The sequence below is a fragment of the Parasedimentitalea denitrificans genome, from assembly GCF_011813015.1.
Taxonomy (GTDB): Bacteria; Pseudomonadota; Alphaproteobacteria; order Rhodobacterales; family Rhodobacteraceae; genus Parasedimentitalea; species Parasedimentitalea denitrificans.
On sequence record NZ_QHLQ01000029.1, the window covers coordinates 1 to 16,856 of the forward strand.

Annotated in this window: 21 protein-coding genes and 1 other annotated feature; of the genes, 6 read left to right on the plus strand and 15 right to left on the minus strand. The window is 56.4% G+C overall.

Translation table 11 applies throughout. The annotated features are described in order from the left end of the window. The first annotated feature begins 235 nt into the window (after window positions 1–235). A protein-coding gene (locus DL239_RS19255) for an IS3 family transposase (protein ID WP_167685734.1) occupies window positions 236–1,464 on the plus strand; the annotation gives its coding sequence in 2 pieces (ribosomal slippage) (window positions 236–524 and window positions 524–1,464; 1,230 coding nt in all). Next, window positions 517–633, plus strand: a sequence feature (AL1L pseudoknot). (Overlaps the previous gene by 117 nt.) A 251-nt stretch (window positions 1,465–1,715) precedes the next feature. Here the strand turns inward: DL239_RS19255 and DL239_RS19260 are convergent. The 7 genes from DL239_RS19260 to DL239_RS19290 form a co-directional block, all read right to left on the minus strand. Next, on the minus strand, window positions 1,716–2,027 hold the full coding sequence (locus DL239_RS19260; RefSeq protein WP_167685735.1) for a hypothetical protein: 312 nt from the start codon (window positions 2,025–2,027) through the stop codon (window positions 1,716–1,718). Continuing rightward, a complete protein-coding gene (locus tag DL239_RS19265; RefSeq protein WP_167685736.1) occupies window positions 2,017–2,451 on the minus strand; it encodes a hypothetical protein in 435 nt (144 codons plus the stop codon). Before DL239_RS19265 ends, DL239_RS19260 begins: the two co-directional genes overlap by 11 nt. A gap of 239 nt (window positions 2,452–2,690) precedes the next feature. Further along, window positions 2,691–3,812: an alanine/ornithine racemase family PLP-dependent enzyme gene (locus DL239_RS19270; protein WP_167685737.1), complete on the minus strand. Its 1,122-nt coding sequence runs from the start codon at window positions 3,810–3,812 to the stop codon at window positions 2,691–2,693. Beyond that, window positions 3,809–5,008, minus strand: coding sequence for an N-acetyltransferase DgcN family protein (locus tag DL239_RS19275; protein ID WP_167685738.1), 1,200 nt, complete (start codon window positions 5,006–5,008; stop codon window positions 3,809–3,811). Before DL239_RS19275 ends, DL239_RS19270 begins: the two co-directional genes overlap by 4 nt. A gap of 92 nt (window positions 5,009–5,100) precedes the next feature. Beyond that, the gene (locus DL239_RS19280) at window positions 5,101–5,760 is read right to left on the minus strand and encodes a hypothetical protein (protein WP_206188545.1); all 660 of its coding nucleotides are present in this window, start codon (window positions 5,758–5,760) and stop codon (window positions 5,101–5,103) included. Window positions 5,761–5,845: 85 nt separating this feature from the next. Next, on the minus strand, window positions 5,846–6,199 hold the full coding sequence (locus tag DL239_RS19285; RefSeq protein WP_167685739.1) for a hypothetical protein: 354 nt from the start codon (window positions 6,197–6,199) through the stop codon (window positions 5,846–5,848). Continuing rightward, window positions 6,196–6,510 (minus strand): hypothetical protein, encoded by a 315-nt coding sequence (locus tag DL239_RS19290; RefSeq protein WP_240932027.1) that lies wholly within the window; start codon window positions 6,508–6,510, stop codon window positions 6,196–6,198. The genes DL239_RS19285 and DL239_RS19290 overlap by 4 nt, the downstream gene beginning before the upstream one ends. A gap of 364 nt (window positions 6,511–6,874) precedes the next feature. Between DL239_RS19290 and DL239_RS19295 the strand changes: the two genes are divergently transcribed. Beyond that, the gene (locus DL239_RS19295) at window positions 6,875–7,291 is read left to right on the plus strand and encodes a hypothetical protein (protein WP_167685740.1); all 417 of its coding nucleotides are present in this window, start codon (window positions 6,875–6,877) and stop codon (window positions 7,289–7,291) included. 284 nt (window positions 7,292–7,575) lie between these two features. Then, the gene (locus tag DL239_RS19300) at window positions 7,576–7,764 is read left to right on the plus strand and encodes a hypothetical protein (RefSeq protein ID WP_167685741.1); all 189 of its coding nucleotides are present in this window, start codon (window positions 7,576–7,578) and stop codon (window positions 7,762–7,764) included. 58 nt (window positions 7,765–7,822) lie between these two features. Here DL239_RS19300 and DL239_RS19305 read toward each other — a convergent pair whose 3' ends face one another. Next, entirely contained in the window at window positions 7,823–8,581 is a 759-nt protein-coding gene (locus DL239_RS19305; RefSeq protein ID WP_240932041.1) for a Crp/Fnr family transcriptional regulator, read from the minus strand. Window positions 8,582–8,709: 128 nt separating this feature from the next. Here DL239_RS19305 and DL239_RS19310 point away from each other — a divergent pair, with 128 nt between their 5' ends. The 3 genes from DL239_RS19310 (at window position 8,710) to DL239_RS19320 (ending at window position 10,766) form a co-directional block, all read left to right on the plus strand. Then, window positions 8,710–8,940: a hypothetical protein gene (locus DL239_RS19310; RefSeq protein WP_167685742.1), complete on the plus strand. Its 231-nt coding sequence runs from the start codon at window positions 8,710–8,712 to the stop codon at window positions 8,938–8,940. Window positions 8,941–9,470: 530 nt separating this feature from the next. Then, entirely contained in the window at window positions 9,471–9,650 is a 180-nt protein-coding gene (locus DL239_RS19315) for a hypothetical protein (RefSeq protein WP_206188546.1), read from the plus strand. Between the two features lie 510 nt (window positions 9,651–10,160). Then, the gene (locus DL239_RS19320; protein ID WP_167685744.1) at window positions 10,161–10,766 is read left to right on the plus strand and encodes a VPLPA-CTERM sorting domain-containing protein; all 606 of its coding nucleotides are present in this window, start codon (window positions 10,161–10,163) and stop codon (window positions 10,764–10,766) included. A 616-nt stretch (window positions 10,767–11,382) separates the two neighbouring features. Here DL239_RS19320 and DL239_RS19325 read toward each other — a convergent pair. Genes DL239_RS19325 through DL239_RS19355 form a run of 7 tightly spaced genes read right to left on the minus strand, consistent with a single transcriptional unit; the run spans window position 11,383 to window position 16,854 of the window. Beyond that, a complete protein-coding gene (locus DL239_RS19325) occupies window positions 11,383–12,153 on the minus strand; it encodes an ABC transporter permease (RefSeq protein WP_167685745.1) in 771 nt (256 codons plus the stop codon). After that, window positions 12,150–12,878, minus strand: a complete 729-nt coding sequence (locus tag DL239_RS19330) for an ABC transporter ATP-binding protein (RefSeq protein ID WP_167685746.1) — start codon at window positions 12,876–12,878, stop codon at window positions 12,150–12,152. Before DL239_RS19330 ends, DL239_RS19325 begins: the two co-directional genes overlap by 4 nt. Next, window positions 12,875–13,561, minus strand: a complete 687-nt coding sequence (gene tenA / locus DL239_RS19335) for a thiaminase II (protein ID WP_167685747.1) — start codon at window positions 13,559–13,561, stop codon at window positions 12,875–12,877. The genes DL239_RS19330 and tenA overlap by 4 nt, the downstream gene beginning before the upstream one ends. Next, the gene (locus DL239_RS19340) at window positions 13,558–14,496 is read right to left on the minus strand and encodes an ABC transporter substrate-binding protein (protein ID WP_167685748.1); all 939 of its coding nucleotides are present in this window, start codon (window positions 14,494–14,496) and stop codon (window positions 13,558–13,560) included. Before DL239_RS19340 ends, tenA begins: the two co-directional genes overlap by 4 nt. Then, window positions 14,493–15,491, minus strand: coding sequence for a HesA/MoeB/ThiF family protein (locus DL239_RS19345; protein WP_206188547.1), 999 nt, complete (start codon window positions 15,489–15,491; stop codon window positions 14,493–14,495). Before DL239_RS19345 ends, DL239_RS19340 begins: the two co-directional genes overlap by 4 nt. Then, complete coding sequence (locus DL239_RS19350) at window positions 15,488–16,084, minus strand: thiamine phosphate synthase (RefSeq protein ID WP_167685750.1); 597 nt, start codon at window positions 16,082–16,084, stop codon at window positions 15,488–15,490. Before DL239_RS19350 ends, DL239_RS19345 begins: the two co-directional genes overlap by 4 nt. Then, window positions 16,081–16,854 (minus strand): thiazole synthase, encoded by a 774-nt coding sequence (locus DL239_RS19355; RefSeq protein ID WP_167685751.1) that lies wholly within the window; start codon window positions 16,852–16,854, stop codon window positions 16,081–16,083. Before DL239_RS19355 ends, DL239_RS19350 begins: the two co-directional genes overlap by 4 nt. Window positions 16,855–16,856: the final 2 nt, after the last annotated feature.

Consider the following 16,856-nt stretch of genomic DNA (forward strand, 5'->3'; position numbering starts at 1 on the left):
AATCCAGGCCAAAGCCGCAGCGTGAAACAGAGGCGGGAACACATTGTCCCGTTATACGGACACGCGAAAACTTCGAGTTTTTCAACAACATTAGCCCAGAGCGGACGCATTGTAATCGAGCCCAATTGGTTGAAGCGGACATTCAATTTTGACTTCCCTGATACATAGGAAGCACAATGAAACTGAATCGCCCCGGGTCTGTCGGAGACCATCAACTTAAGTAAGGATGATGGTTATGACAAAAAGCAAAATGGCAAATCGCTACTCGCCTGAGGTTCGCGCGCGTGCGGTCCGGATGGTGTTCGAGCATCAAGGCTCATACGAAACGCAGGCGATCGCGGTCATTGCACCCAAAATTGGCTGTATTCCCCAGACCTTGAGCGGATGGGTCAGGCAGGCCGAGAAAGACAGCGGCATGCGAGGCGGCGTGACCACTGAAGAACGTGATCGTATCAAAGCGCTGGAACGGGAGAACCGGGAGCTGCGCCAAGCGAATGAAATTCTCCGCAAGGCGTCAGCTTATTTTGCGCAGGCGGAACTCGACCGCCCACTGAAGCGATGATTACCTTCATTGAGGATCAGCGCGTTGTTTACGGCGTCGAGTCGATCTGCAGGGTCCTGCCGATTGCACCGTCAACATATTATCACCGTCTCGTATGCCTCGTTGATCCGTCCAAAGCCTCGGCGCGGCATCAGCGGGATATGGAGCTGCGCCCGGAAATCAAACGGGTCTGGGATGCAAACTATCAGGTCTACGGCGTTCGCAAGGCGTGGCATCAGATGAAACGCGAGGGCTTTGAAGTGGCCAGATGCACGGTGGAAAGGTTGATGAAACAAATTGGCATCTGTGGTGCGGTGCGTGGAAAAGTTGTCAAAACAACGGTCCCGGACACATCCGTGCCCTGTCCGCGCGATAAGGTGAACCGGATCTTCAGGGCACCTGCGCCGAACCTGCTATGGGTCAGCGATTTTACCTACGTGTCGACCTGGCAAGGCTTTGTTTATGTGGCCTTCGTTATCGACACGTTCGCTGATCGCATTGTCGGCTGGCGGGTCTCGCGGTCTGCGAAAACAGACTTTGTTCTCGATGCATTGGAGCAGGCGCTACATGATCGGCGGCCCGTTCAGAAAGGCGGGCTGATACATCATAGCGACCGCGGCGGGCAATATTTGTCCATTCGCTACACCGAACGTCTGGCCGAAGCTGGCATCGAGCCATCGGTCGGAAGCGTCGGTGACTCTTATGACAACGCCCTCGCTGAGACGATAAACGGCCTCTACAAAACCGAGCTGGTCCATCGCCAAGGACCGTGGCGCAACATGCAGGATCTGGAAATGGCGACACTCGGCTGGGTCGATTGGTTCAACAACAGACGTCTACTTGGCCCCATCGGAAACATCCCACCAGCAGAGGCTGAAGAGAACTTCTATGCACAGCGCGATGTGCTCGATATGGTCGCGTGAAATGAAGCTATAGGTCTCCGATGAAACCGGGGCGATTCAAACTGTCACTCCCTGCAGCATTCAACGGCGGCCAGGTGAACCGGACCTTGCAGGAACGGCAGTGCGCCACGCACTTGATAATTTGCAGCGCCGACATATCCGCTCACCGAAGCCTTCGCTCCAGAACTTGGTGTCACAACGCAGGCACCGGCGCTCTTTTGGCACGTCTCCACGAGCCAGTGCCTGAAACGTCTCAGGTGCGTGGGTGTCGTTCATGAATGCCAGCCTTCCAGTTCAAGCAGGCGCTCAAGATCTCCGAGCGTTCGCTGAATGAGTTTGCGATGCCTGGCGTCCAGCGCCTCCGCTGTCTTGGCATAGCGGCGGATCAGGTACCGCGCCTTGATCGCAGCTTCAGGCCAGTTGGCAGCCGGGGCTGCGCGAAGCTGTGCATTCAATTCCTTTTCGCGCCTGCGCAGAATTCTCTGACCGACCTCGAATGCCCTGATTGACTGCCGCCTAAGGCTGGTTTCCTTCTTGCTTTCAACGCTTCGCCTTGTGTCGAGATCGACTGGGTTATTCGTCATGGTCCGGCCCCTTTTGTATTGGCCGTTCTCCTTCTGCGTCAGAGATGTTCGAGCCGGAGTAGAGGTGCCGTATCTGGGCTTCGGAGACACCATCAGCCAGCATGACCAGACGCACCATGGGATCGGCCAACTGCTCTTCCAGGTAGACCTGTGAAAACACCTTTCCGGACAGCTTATCCCTAGCCCGGGCTCTGTCGAGATCCGCAAGGGATACCGTCAAGCTTCGCGTCAGGCCGGGATGAGATGCACGTGGATGCAAGTGAACCAGGACAGAAGCCTTCCAGGCTTCAGGGTCCAGATGGTCAGGCGGCGCGGAGAGTTCCGTTTCAATATTATATTCGCCAGCAGGGAGCGACTCATCAAACCCCGGCAGAGTGAAGGCACGGGAGAATACTGCGATGGTGCTATTGCTTATCTGATCCATAGATTGAAATCTCCTCTGCTGAAGTGCTGTAGCCGCGCGGCCCGCAGTCGAAGCCCCTCGCGCTGGAAGCCTCCTTGACCGCAGGATGCAAGCTCGGGCATTTTTTGGTCTGCCGTAAAGCGCGAAGCGTTGCTGCCGTTGCTACCTATATGGGTACTTACACCGGCATTTTCAACCTGGTGCCGTGCAGGGCGGTCTCTGAACCTGATTTGGATCAGTCCTTTGACGGGCTGCAGGCGTTACAGAAATGCAGGGTAGCGGCCATTGCGCTCAGCCGCCGCATAATCGGTCTGACGCTTATTGCGCAACACGACTTTTGTGACATCCGGTGCCGCCATGGCCCGTACAAGGGCGCTGTAATTCACCTGCAGTGCCACCTCGCTTCCGATGCTCAGCGGGCAATTTGTGGTTTCAACCACAATGTGATCGCTGGTCGACCCAATAAGGGTGATCGCCGCTGGGAAGACCAGCCCGGCCGGGTTGGTATCCTGCAGCCCGATGGCAAGGATCGATCTGGTGATCCAATGATGTCGTGGCATCAGGCTCAGCGCCGAAAGGGCGGGGTCGGACAGTTTCAGCGGTACCGGCTTGGATTTTATCTTAGTTTCGATCACTTCCGCCAGCAGCGTGAAAACATCCGTGTGCAGCCCGTTGATTGGCCGCCCTGACACAGGATCGGTCCCCAACAGTATGGCTTCGCCAATACGCAGATTATTGATCCGCCCAACGGGGCCGTCTTCGAGCGCCCAAGACAGGTTCGCAGAGCTGCCGCCGGAGACCGTCTCGATGAAGGGTCCGCAAACCGCCTCTGTATCATCGGCAAGCGATGAAAGCGCAGCCATCTTTTCGGGTGTGGGGGCGGCATCGGCCAAACAAGCAAAATTCGCGCCAATTCCGTGGAGACGCGCGCCCGGTGTCCTGGTGACTTGCAGTGCAAAGTCGGTCAGGTCTTCGGGCATGATGCCTTCGCGCTTGTCACCCATTTCCACCATCAGGATTATTTCGTGACAGCTATCTCTGCGCAGAGTGGCCTTGGCAAGATCTGTGACGACTGCGGTCTCGGTGTTACAGCTGGCATCGCAGATTGTGGCGACTTCCTCTACCTGGCTCAGCATCGGCGTCCGGATCATCAGGATCGGACAGGTGATCCCGGCACTGCGCATCCGCCTTACGTTTGTGATCCGCGCATCCGCCAGTCCGACCGCACCTCCTTCGAGCATGGCATTGGCTATATCCGGGTGACCGCACACTGCTTTGGTCACCGCGGTGACGCTTATCCCGCGCGGCGCAAGGCGGTTAACAAGCCATCGCGTATTGTCGCGGATCTTGTCCAAATCAATTTCGATGCGCGGTGCGGTCATTGGGCTGCCACCATAGACTCGGGGCGCAAGCGTGGATAGGCAGAGAAGACAATCTCGAGGAGATCTTCCAGAGGGCGGCTGAGCGCATCGCTGACGGGGAGGTCCAGGGTATGCGCATAGCTGACAATGGCGTCACGGATCCCAGCCTCTGTCATGCCTTCGTGGTTGATGGTCATACCAATTACCTTGGTATCCGCAAAGGCCTCGATCAGGGCAATTTCGTCTCTGGGATCCGGCATTTTCATATTGGGAAAATCGCACCGGTGCGCCCGCTTGGGAGCGTGCTGAAGGATGACACCATCGGGCTGACTGCCACGCAGAATGAAGGCAGAAGTGCAAAAAGCCGGGTGGCTGAGTGCGCCCTGACCCTCGATCAAAATGACCTCGGGCTGTTCTTCCTCTGCGGCGGTGACAATGGCGCGCTCCAGTTCGCCGCAGCAGAATTGCGGTGGCACCGCATCCATCGCGACGCCGTAACGTGCGCCCTGCATCAGGCCGGTCTGGCCGGTGCCGACCAAGACGGTTTTGATACCCTGCGCATTCAGCGCACGGGCCAAAAGGGTTGCGGTTGTCCGCTTTCCAATAGCGCAATCGGTTCCCAAAACAGCAATGCGGAGCGCGTTCACATTTGCCACGCTGCCATCAAACAAACGCATGTCCTTGCTGAGACGGGGCTTGCGGATATCGCGAATGATGACGTTGCGCGACTTGGCAGCCGAGGAGATTTCGACGTCATCGCTGAGGTATTCATGCAACCCGCTGACGATGTTCATCCCCAATGATATGGCATCCAGAACGACACCGCGGTCTTCTGGCGATAGCTTCCCTGTTGACGGGGCCATGCCATAGATCAGCGTGTCTGGAATGGTCGCTTCGTGAGAAACGGCTGCCTCAAGGCTGCCAAAGACAGGAATATGATTTGGGGTATCGTCAAGGATCTCACCGCTATCCTGCCCATCATGGCAACTGTCGATCACCGAAAGAATGCGATAGGCCTGCGAATGCCGGACAAGCCCGTTTGCGGTCTTGCCATCGATACGGGCGAAGTTCCCTTCGCAATACACGACTGCAGTAGGGGATTGGGCAGGGGATGGGCGGTTCGAACTTGCCCGGCCCTGAGTGTCGCTTGAAGATTGCAATTGATTGCGGTCGGCACTGTACCCGGCGGGACTTCGTGCCTTGCTAGCGGTTTTCATGGTTTTTCCTTTGGATAATTGATCGGCACAGCGAAAACGGATTCCGGGTGCCAGATTTGCGACCAGATCGATGGCGGTTGGCTAATGTCTGTTCAGTAGGCCAGAATGCAGCGGTCTTTTTTCCGCTGGAAATTCCGGTTGCAGACCCAGCTGTTTCCCGTCCTGTCCAGATGTGCATTCTCGGGTAGATCCAAACGCGAGCAGAGATCACCAAAAGCGGCGTATCCACGTTCGCACGTCCAGCGCCGCCCATAGGTGGAGGTGTTCAAGAAGGCGTTTTTGGGAACCGCGATTTCAACGCAGCTCGTGCCATTCGTTTGATATCCGCGCGCACATTGCCAGACTGCGCCATGCACGTTCTCGGTCAGATATGCGTTATCCGGCAGCACGATTTTCTGGCAGCTGTCGTCGATCTTCTGGAAACCGCGCAAGCAGCCCCATCGTCTCCCCGAAGGATCCAGAAACCCGCCATCCGGTACCACTATTTCGGCACATGTCTCCCCTCCGACCTCGACAAAACCGTGGGTGCATTCCCACCCCGACCCAAAAGTGCGATTTGTTGCATAAGCGTTTTTCGGCACGACCACAGCAATGCATGCATCATCGGCTAACCGGTAAGAGGCATCGCAGTCCCACCCCTCACCATAGCTCTTCTGGTGTGCGTTCTCAGGCACCGAAGCGAGCGCAACGTCGGAGGCTGCAGGCTGCGCGAAAGCTGTGGCAAGGCCTGTAAGCACGATGAAGCGAGCCATTATAACTCTCGAAAATCCCAATAAATCTAGTACGATACCGAACAGCTTTGCGGCCAACGTGATAGGCGTTTTCAGAGGGAATGAACTAGGAGGCATCTAGGTTCAGCCCAGCGAGACAGGCCTGCGCCAGATCGCGATCCGGTGTCTCTGTTCCTGGAACCGTTGCCCAGCCAGTCGCGATGACCGCATCGCGCCGTTTGTAGGACGTCGCGTCCCGGATCGTTGCCAGCTTGGCCGTCCGGTCGGCATCTTGTTGGGCCATGTTGACGCAAACGGGCACCATGGCGGCAATCAGTTCGTTATGGGATCTGGAGCCTGCCAAGGTATTCGCACCGTTCTCCGTCATCCAACCGCCCCAGGAAAACCCGGTAACAGTTATTGCGACAGCGCCAATCACAGCGCCATATACTCCAGGTTTCAGCCATTCGGGATAAGTCATTTTTGATCCTCCTGCGGAGAAAGCGCCGCTTCGCTATCTGTGCCGTCTTTGGTTATTGCCCGGTCGCGACTTAGCGCTTCATCCAGGTCGTTCTGAGTAATCAGGCGTAATTCAGTGCGGCCCGCGAGGCCGCGCCTGCCATGAACGAGCATGTAGGTTGCAATCCTTCGATAGGCTTCAAAGCTCAGCCCCTGAAGCAGCTCTTCCTCAACGACAACTTCATAGTCTCCAGGAAGCAGTTCGCCGGGATATCCGGCCAAAGCGAACGGATTGGCAAACGTCACCATCAAACGGGACGACCGCATGTTCATCTTGGTTTTCCTTGAGTCATTCACGGCTACTGCGATGCGAACCGCCGCCGACACAGGCCCCTCAACTATGAGGACCTGGCGAGCATGAGCCTTTTCATTCACCTTAAAGCCAGAAGAAAGTCCACGGGCTGATCGATGTTAGCTCCTGTCCAATTTTCCCGCTCTGGATGTGGTTGCCTCTGGCCACATTCATCAGTCAGAGGGGCAGACATCGGTGCCCCGCTGATCTGTGTCAGGGTGCTGCGACTGAAATAATTGTAAGGTCGGCAATCTCCTTGATCGGGCGAAGTGCCCATTGGCGCATGCTGCATTCTGTGTCCGCCATTGATCAGAGCCAGACGCCAAATGCAGAAAGGCGGTCAGAATGCCCGGAGTTGAAGTTCTTCACCCGGATGGAAACAGCTTCGATCGCTTTCTGTTTGCGACGGTCGGAGAAGACCGGAACGGGGTGAGTGTGACGGTTGTATCGGCGCTAGCCCGGCTTGGTTTGGAGCCTTGGAACGAGGCCGCCGACCTTGCAGCCCTGCAACCTCAGGCCGCGTTGGCACGCCTTGATATGCTGCTTTCGGATTTTGGGGATGTTCCGGCGCTAGAACAGGACCACGGTTCGGTCGCAGCAAAACTGGTTTCCCTTCTGCCCGAAGTTCTGCCCCGTCGTGTCTCCGTTATCACCGGATCGACGGAAACAGGCCTCCCCTCCGTTTCAATTCGCTGGATTCTTGCAGCCGTTCTGCTAATTTCTGGCCTATTGAACCTTTTTGCCTCCGCCTGGTTCGGTTGAGGCCAGCGGATTCAGCCGGTTTCTTTTCATGTTCCCGGCAGGGCTGCAGATGCGCGGCGCCGCGTTGGAACAGGCAAAGGCAAGGGGTAATCAGCAGCCGCGCACTCAGCTAACCTGCATCAGTACGTAGGGGTCCGATCGCGGATAGACGTCTGAAACCGGCCGTGTATTTGCTGGCGTGAGTATTCCAAAAAACCAGGAAGCGCGGAGAATGTGCCGGTCCAGAATGGGGCGGCGCGTGGTTCGCGCTTCTTATTTCCCGGACGTCCAAGAAAGGAAACTACATGACACCTGAAACAAGAAAACTAACCATACAGATGGCCTCGGTCTGGTCGGCTTGCAACAAAGCCCCAGCGGGGCCGAAGAAGAACAAAGCCCTGAAGCATTACCTGCTGGCGGAAAAGGCACAGTGCGAGGAAGACGATACCATGATCTACCGCGAACTTGACGCTGCACGGCAAGTACTCGTGTGACTGCCCTTTGACAGGACACTGAAAACCGGCCACCTCAGATCATCCAAAGGCCGCTGGTCTATTTTAGTATTGGCCCGGCCTGATCCAAATAACCCGGATCAAATTCCGCCAGAGCGACCAGACGATCAAAGTTGTCAAATGTGACCTGACCATCGCGGAAAGTGACGAGCCCGGCTTCCCGCAATTGCCGTAGAACCCGGTTCACGTGTACGGCAGTCAATCCCAGTGCATCGGCGAGGTGGTATTGCGTCAGCGGGCAGGTATAGCCCGCTTTGCTTCCCATCCCGACCAGCGCCAGCCTCGCGCCAAGTTCCAGCAGAAAATGCGCCATTCGGGCGTCTGCATCGCGGCGTCCAAGGCCAACAAGATGTTCAACCACCATCGCCTCGTCCCGGGAGGCGGCCCAGAGGATCGCCGCCGCCAGCCGCGGGGTGCTGGCAAATACCTCCAGAAGGTCATCTGCCAGAACTTCGGCGGCCTCGATCTCCACAATCGGCTCGATACTGTGATCCGACGTGCGCAGCAGAACGCTGCGCAACCCCAAAAAGTCACCCGGTATCTGGAAATCAACGATCTGGCGCGTCCCTTCCTGCTGTATCTTGTAGGAACAGGCCCAGCCTGCGGCCAGAATATAGGCAGCCTGTTCCGGCTGCCCCTGATGCACAAGATCACTTCCCGCAGCAAAGGTCCTGCGCCGCTGATGCAAGCGCTCCAGCACCGCAAGTTCGTCTTCTGACAAAGTGGCAAAAGCCGAGAGCTTTTTTGTGAACGGACTGTTTTCGATGACGTTCATGGTTCCCCCAGACCAGCGTTGCATTGCGGCGCATTCCTCAGCGCAGGGACTGCTTTAGATTAGCCCAGCATACTCCGTTTTCTGCAAAGATGCTCACAATCACCAGTCTGCCACATTGGCTGAATAAGCAAGGCAAGAAAGGAAGATGCAGGATGCCCGAATATCCCGAAAGCGCGGGAATGGCCGCCCTATCAATTTGCGAAGCGCTACTGCTTGCCTTGAAAGACCTCCAAGTGATGCCGGAGCATGAAATTTCGGGAATTCTTCGGGATGCCGCGGCCTTTCACGAAAACGCTGCCGGAACGATCGCTGAGATTGAGCGAAACCAAAAGGCCGCAGCACTAATCAATCAGATTAACACCAACGGAAACTCGACCCGATAACCGTGATCCGCTGCTCGCGGCAAGCAGTGCTAAGGTCCGCTATCGAGAAGCGATCATGGCTTTGCAAAGTCCGCTTACTGCGCATTGCGGTCCTTGCAGTTTACCGCGGCGAAAGTCGGCTTTCCGATTCCCTGACGGGTTTGCGCATGGCGCTGCATTAGCCAAAATGGATTGGGTGCAGAACTTGCTTAAGCGTAGTAGGTGAGAGGGAACCGTCCAGAAAAGGAGCGGCCCGCAGAGCAACTTCGGGAAATTTGATGCGGACCTCTCTTGTCGCCCTGGGCGGGGGCTCCTTGTTGGGAATTTAGTTTGGGGACGATGTCGAACCAGAGGTGGCGCTCAGTTTTGACTATCCGTTTGCGGAGTTTTTAGTCCAATAAAAGTGCGTTCCGTAAATGTTCCCACGAGGGCTTTCCCAACTCGCCGCCCTTCGATATTCCGGGCTCATGCTTAAACGCGGCAGAACGCGCCTATCAGTCATCCCAAAACACACACTCTGGCTTGAGTGTGCCTGTGGGCACAATGGGCCAGTGCAGGTAGCCGACGTGATTGCCAAATGGGGTCATGAGATCACCGTTGGTGAAGCTGTGGATCGGTTGCGGTGTTCAGCCTGCCGAACTAAGCGGATCAAGGAATATCGGATTATCTATGCTGGCGGTTCAGCATTGGCCATGCACGGGGCAGAGCAGGGGCCTCAGAAGTTGGAATAAGGGCAGGGGCTAAACCCCGCCCTTTTCTACGTTTTGCACAAGTCGGAGCAATCTATGTTCCAACTCTTTTTGAAAACAAACAGCAGTTCCACGATTGTGGATCAGGAGGTCCCCCGTTCGAGCCGGGGTGGTGGTACCATCAAAACAATGACTTAGCGGATTTCCAATTTTCGAGTTGGATTATGGTTGGATCATAGTTGGATCATTTGTTCTCGTTGCGGTCCATCTATTTCCCAGTATTGCGAAGACGAACCACGTTGTTTGCGCTTTGACTTCTGCCCCGAGAGTACCTGTCTGTAGTAGACATTTCCTTGTGCTGGCCTGTTTTTTGCAGCTAAGCAGCCTCCGGTGTCGGTTGGAATACCAGTTTGAAGCGTTGATTTTAGGAGCCAAATCGCCTAACGATAAATTTAGTAAACAAAAAGTTAATAAAGTAACTGCAGTAATGCTGCGCGTTCAAACACACTGGAGATAGATTTGCTCGTTTCATTCAAAAGCATAAAGGCTGCCGTGGGCGTTGCAATTGCAACATCCTTTCTGGCTGTTACGGCTCAGGGGGCACTTGCAGCTTCCTATTACCCGACAACGCTATTCGACAACACAACAGGATATGCGGATTCTCTTTTTCTTGGTGCACCAGATGGTAATAGTGGGAACATCGGTTCGAATTGGGTAGGAATTGGAGGTCAAACCGTGACCTATGATTTTGGACCTAACCTTGTCCTAAATGGTGCAGGTACGGATATAAACGTTTACGAAGTAAATTATGGCGTTCCAGAGTTTAGTTCGATCAATGTTTTTGCCAGCCTTGATGGGATAACGTTCAGCAATATCAGCGCCAGTATGGCTGCTTGGGTCGATATTGTCGGTGATGAGGCGCACGGTGCTCCGAGTTATGCAAAATCCTATGATCTTGGTGGCCTTGCATCGGCCCGGTACATTCGCATTGACGGAAATGGTTCCGGCGCAGCTGGGGGCACTAGTGCCTTTGATCTTGATGCGATTGCCGCAATAAATGTTCAAGTTTCCGCCGTTCCGCTTCCGGCTGGCTTGCCGTTGCTATTTGCAGGGATCGGGCTATTGGGATTTGTTGGCCGTAAGCGGCGGCACAGCTGATTTCTTACAATCTCTACTTTTAGTAGGCATTATTGAGAGTAGAGGCTGAACGTCGTTGTCTAGATCTTGTTGCAAACAGGCTGGACCTAAATCTCCCCGCCAGGCATCTTAGCTGATGCCTGGCGGTTTTTTTACTTTAAAGCAACAAAAGTGATTTTTAGCCTCTCGTAACTGCTAAGCTACTGCCATGTGTGGCTGGTGTTTCATGAAGTGCCGTTAGCAGGAACGATAGCCTGCGTGGCGAAGCCGTTACTAGGGGTTTATTAGAGACCTGGGTGAACACTGAAAGGGCGGGGATCAAATCCCGCCCTTTCAGTGTTTGTTGTTCAACGCGGATCAATCTTCATTCCAACTCTCTTTGAAAACAAACAATAGTTTCACGATTGTGGATCAGGAGGTCCCCCGTTCGAGCCGGGGTGGTGGTACCACTCTTCCCAATGACATAGAAAACCAACCGCTTGCGCCCTATCGGGTTGGATCATGCCGTTCGGGTTGGAATTTGAGAGTGATGGGTCGTGAAGGCAAATCGTACTGTTTGTAGATTTACGCTGCGGCGGGTGAATCTATCGGGTTGGGTATTACCTTAACAGTTGGTCAGCTCTGGTAAATTGGTTGCTTATTTCTTCGGGCCAAGGCCCTTCTGCAGGCTGCTTCCACTTGCATATGCCGACAGGTGGTCAGCCAAAATCGCGACCAGTTTGTGCAGCACAACCGTTAGCAGGGCGAGCGCAATTAGGCTGGCGAACATCAGGTCGATTTTGACCCGACCGTTGGCCAGAAGCATCAGGTATCCCAACCCCTTGGACGCGCCAACCCATTCACCAATGACGGCGCCGATAGGGGCATAGACCGCCGCCAGCCGCAGGCCTGTGCCCAGAGAGGGCAACGCATGCGGGATGCGGATGCGTCGCATGACTTGCCAGCGGGTAGCGCCCATGGTGCGGGCGAGGTCCAGCAGGCCGCTATCAACTCGTGTTAGCCCATCGTGAAAGGCCGAGGTGACTGGGAAATAGATGATCAGCACTGCCATGACGATTTTAGAGGCCATACCGTAGCCGAACCAAAGCGTCAGGATCGGGGCCAGTGCAAAGACTGGCACGGCTTGGGTGAACACAAGGATCGGCAGCAGCAGCCGTTGCGCCCATTGTGAACTGGCCAGTTGAATAGCTGTTATCGCGCCCAGAATTGTCCCCAGTATCAGGCCTAGAACCACTTCCGTTGCAGTGACGGTCGCGTGTTCCAGTATCAGGGCCCGGCTGGCATAGGCTGCTTGAGCGACCCGTAGGGGCGAGGGAAGAATAAAATGCGGAGTCCCGGTGATCCAGACCAATAGCTGCCACAACAGCAGCCCCAACAAGAGAGCGGCTAAACCATATAGAACTCTCATCTGACTTGTCCCCGCAGATGTGCCAGCAACTCGGCCTGACAGGCCAAAGTGGCAGGATCCTGTAAGGCCCGGATAGGTGGCGTTGGTGGTGGCGCCCAGACGGTCGCTTCATCGGGTGAAAGAAGTAGGATCTGATGGCCAAGCCGGGTCGCTTCGGCTGGGTCATGGGTGACCAGCAATACGGTTTTGTCCTGTAACACTTCGGCGGCCAATTCTTGCATATCGGCGCGGGTACCGGCGTCTAGCGCTGAAAAAGGCTCATCGAGCAGAACCACAGGTCGGTCCTCTATCAAGGCCCGTGCCAGAGCGGCCCGTTGCCGCATGCCACCAGACAAGGCGGCAAGTGTCTTGGTTTGATGCGCCTCTAGCCCGACACGGGTTAGCAGGTGTCGCGCTCGGTCCATATCCGGTGTCTCGCCACGCAAGCGGGCACCTAGTACGGTGTTTTCCAAAACAGTCAACCAAGGCAGAAGCAGATCGGACTGGGCCATGTAGCTAATGCGATCAGGTAGGGGCTGGCCGTCATCGGCCTGAACCGATCCGGTGAACTGGCCACCGGTGGACAGGTCGAGGATCAGCCGCAGGATAGTGGACTTCCCCACGCCAGACGGCCCCAATAGGCAGGTCCACTGGCCCGCGGGCAAGTGCACCGACAGCGGGCCAAACAATCGGGTGTCACCCAATGTATAGCTGCCCTGTAGCGTGATCGCAGGGGGTGGAGTCATACGCCGCGCAGCCCCATATCCCAGAACCGAACTTCTAGATCCGTTGCGGTGGTAAAGCGATCCTGCAGGGTGGCCCAACGTGCAGAGGCTGTGGGGTCATCACCCAACCGTCGGGCGACAGCGCCATCCAGCATTTCGCCGACTGTCGCACAAACTGACTGATACTCGGGGTCGGCGTAGGTATTGATCCAACCGGCATAGGGCGCATCCGCATTGGTGGTCTGTGCCAATTGCAGCCCGATTTCGCCGTAACCAAAGACACAAGGTGCAAGCGCTGCCATCAGATCCAGAAAATCGCCTTGCAGCCCAGCATCCAGAACGTAGCGAGTATAGGCGATGTTCTCGACTTCTTCGCGAGCGTCGAACAGTTGCTGTTCCGAAATGCCTTCGGCAGCGCAGGTTTTCACATGCAAAGCCATTTCGTGATTGACCAACGCGTCTACCGTGGCAGCGCAGACTTTCATCTCGTCAAGGGTTTCGGACTTGACCACCCCCAGCGACCAGGCGCGCGAGAAATGCACAAGGAACACATAGTCCTGCACCAGATAATGCAAAAACGCCTTACGTGGCAGGGTTCCGTCACCTAGCCCCTGAACAAAGGCGTGACGGGTGTAGGCCTGCCAGCTTGGCAAGCAACCTTCGCGCATATGCGCGAAGGTCTGACCATAGTTTGGCGCGGTCATTTAGAGGTCACATCAACAGTGATCGCTGCCACGTCGTTGATCGACGGCACCAGACCAGCCTTGTGCAGGAATGCCTCAAACGCGACATAGCGGCCTTCGTCCATTGCGGTGGGGCGCAGAGCGAAACGAGGCAAGGTGTCGGCCCATGCGCGTTTGTTCAACTCGTCCTGCAGCTCTGTCGAGGTGCCCGAGAAAATTTCCCAGCTGTCGACAGGGTGGTTGACCATATACTGGGTCGCCTTTTCGGTGGCGGCCAGGAAGCGGGTGATCATCTCGCGGTCCATGTTATCTTTATTGGCAACATAGATCAGCTCGTCATAGGCAGGCAGGCCGTGTTCCTCGACGTAAAAGCAGTTGCCTTCGACGCCTTCGATATCCATCTGGTTCAGTTCAAAGTTACGGAAGGCACCGATTACTGCGTCAACCTGGCCCGACATCAGCGAAGGCGACAGCGACCAGTTCACGTTGATCAGTTCGACATCGTCCAGTGACAGTTCGTACTTGGCCAGCATTGCCGCCAGAACCGCTTCTTCCACACCACCAACAGAGAAGCCGACCTTTTTGCCTTTCAGGTCTGCAGGCGAGTTGATTGGTCCGCCCTTTAGGGCCAACAGGCAGTTCAGAGGTGTTGCCACCAGGGTGCCGACACGCTGCAGCGGCAGGCCTTCGTGGATTTGCAGGTGCAGCTGAGGCTGGTAAGAAATCGCCAGGTCAGCCTTGCCTGCTGCGACCATCTTAGGTGGGTCAGATGGGTCTGCTGGGGCGATGATTTCGACGTCCAGATTCTGGTCGGCGAAATAGCCTTTTTCCTGTGCCACGATGATCGGGCCGTGGTCGGGGTTTACGAACCAGTCCAGCAGCAGGGTCATCTTATCTTGCGCCATCAGCGGCGATGCTGCCATCGCCAGAGCTGTCGTCAGAGAGAGAAGCTTCATTTGAGAGTACCTTTTGGTGAGTGGGCAGGATCGCCCATTGCAATAAGAGTGATGTCGCCAGTCCAATAGCTTTGCAGCGCGCGGGCGGCGCGCCAGGCGCGTAGCCCGGACCGGCAGGTCAGAACCGCCCGCTGGCCTGGGCCGGGCGTGGGGCGAGTTGTCTTCAGGTCATCGACAGTCAGGCGAAGCGCCGAAGGAGTAATCGGGGTAGGGGCCTCTTCAAGCCCGCGTAGTTCGACCACAAAGTCACTGGCCGCGATGGCTTCAGGGGCAATGAAAGTCAGCGGCATTTCTGGTTCCGGTGCGCCGTCAAAGCGAAACCCACTGGTGCGCAGATTGTGCAGGTCAAACGTAACCATCTGCCCTAGCGGGGATGGCGACAGACCGAGCAGGGTGTTCAGTGACATCTGTGCCTGCATTGCGCCGATTGTGCCAACGACTGGCCCCAAGACACCAGCACTGTCGCAGGACGCCGCCCGGTCGGGCAGGTCAGGAAACAGCGAACGCAGCGAAGGGGAATCTGCGCAAAAGCCGCCGACGTAGCCCTCAAACCCAAGTGCCGAGGCTGAGATTAGCGGTTTTCCCAAGTCTAGGCAGGTGTCGGATAGGATATAGCTGACGGCAAAACTGTCGGCGCAATCCAGTACAATGTCAGCAGATTGAACCAGGTCAAAGGCGTTGGCCGGGGTCAGGGCCACCGTGACTGGATTGATCTGACAGTCTGGGTTCAACGCTCGCAGGGTCAAGGCCGCCACCTGAGCTTTGCTTTGCCCGATCTGATCCTCGCGAAATAGCACCTGCCGATGCAGATTGCTCAAGGATATGACATCCGGATCAACAATCGTAATCTGGCCCAGACCTGCGCCAGCCAGATAGGGCAGCACCGGGCTGCCCAGCCCACCCGCACCGATCACCAGTGCATGGGCCGCAGCAAGCGCTTGCTGCCCCTTTGCTCCGACCTCGGGCAGGATTGTCTGACGCGCATAACGGCTCATCGGGTTGCCTCGATCCAACTTGTAATCCGTGCGCTGGGATCTGCGTTCAGGGTTATGTCGGTGACCGCTGCGACCACATCTGCACCAGCTTCAAAGGCTCCTGGCGCGCGCTCGACGCTCATACCGCCAATGGCAATCAAAGGCGTGTCGCCGATCAGAGACTTCCACTCGGTCAGCTTTTCTAGCCCTTGCTGGTGCCATTTCATTTTCTTCAGGATCGTGGGGTAAACCGGGCCAAGGGCGATGTAATCCGGAGCCAGCGCCATGGCACGGTCCAGTTCGGCGAGATCGTGTGTGCTAAGCCCCAACCGCATCCCGGCCTTACGAATGGCAGGGATATCGGCGTCGTCCAGATCTTCCTGTCCCAGATGGATGAAATCACAGCCCTCTTCGATGGCAATCTGCCAGTGATCGTTGATCACCAGCGTGCAACCTGCCGCGCGGCATAGGTCGCGTGCGGCGATGATCTCGGCGCGCAATACATCTGGTTCGGCATCCTTGATCCGCAATTGTACTAGCTTGATCCCCAGTGGCAGCAATTGGCGCAGCCATTTGGTATCGTCGAAAATTGGATAAAAACGGTCCAGGCTCATGACAAAAACGCCTTTCCAATCACTGGGGTCGATGGGGCGGCCATGTCGCGGGGCTCCATTGGATCGGCCTGTGCGGCTAGGCGACCAGCCTGGACAGCTGCGGCAAAGGCCTCGGCCATCTGGGCAGGATCACCTGCCTTGGCCACGGCTGTGTTCAACAGAACTGCGTCAAAGCCCAGTTCCATGGCCTGTGCCGCCTGAGACGGCACACCCAATCCGGCGTCGATAACCAGTGGAACATCAGGGAAATGCGCCCGCATTGCCCGCAGGCCAAATAGGTTATTCAGCCCCTTTCCTGATCCAATCGGCGCGCCCCAGGGCATCAGGACTTCACAACCTGCATTCAGCAGCCTGTCCGCCACCACCAGATCTTCGGTGGTGTAGGGGAACACTTGAAACCCGTCTTCGGCCAATATGCGCGCGGCTTCGACCAGACCAAAGACATCCGGTTGCAGGGTGTCGCTTTCGCCGATGACCTCCAGCTTGATCCACTTGGTGCCGAACACTTCGCGTGCCATGTGCGCGGTGGTCACCGCCTCTTTCACGCTGTGGCAACCGGCGGTGTTGGGCAGCACCCGAACCCCGAGCTGTTGGATCAGTTGCCAGAAATCCTGCCCCGCGCGATCCGATCCACTTTCGCGGCGCAATGACACGGTGGCGACGCTGGCGCCACTGCGTTCAAACGCATCTGCCAAAATGGCAGGTGAGGGGTATTGGGCGGTGCCCAACATCAGACCATTGCTTAGCGTTGTTCCATAGAAATCGCGCATAT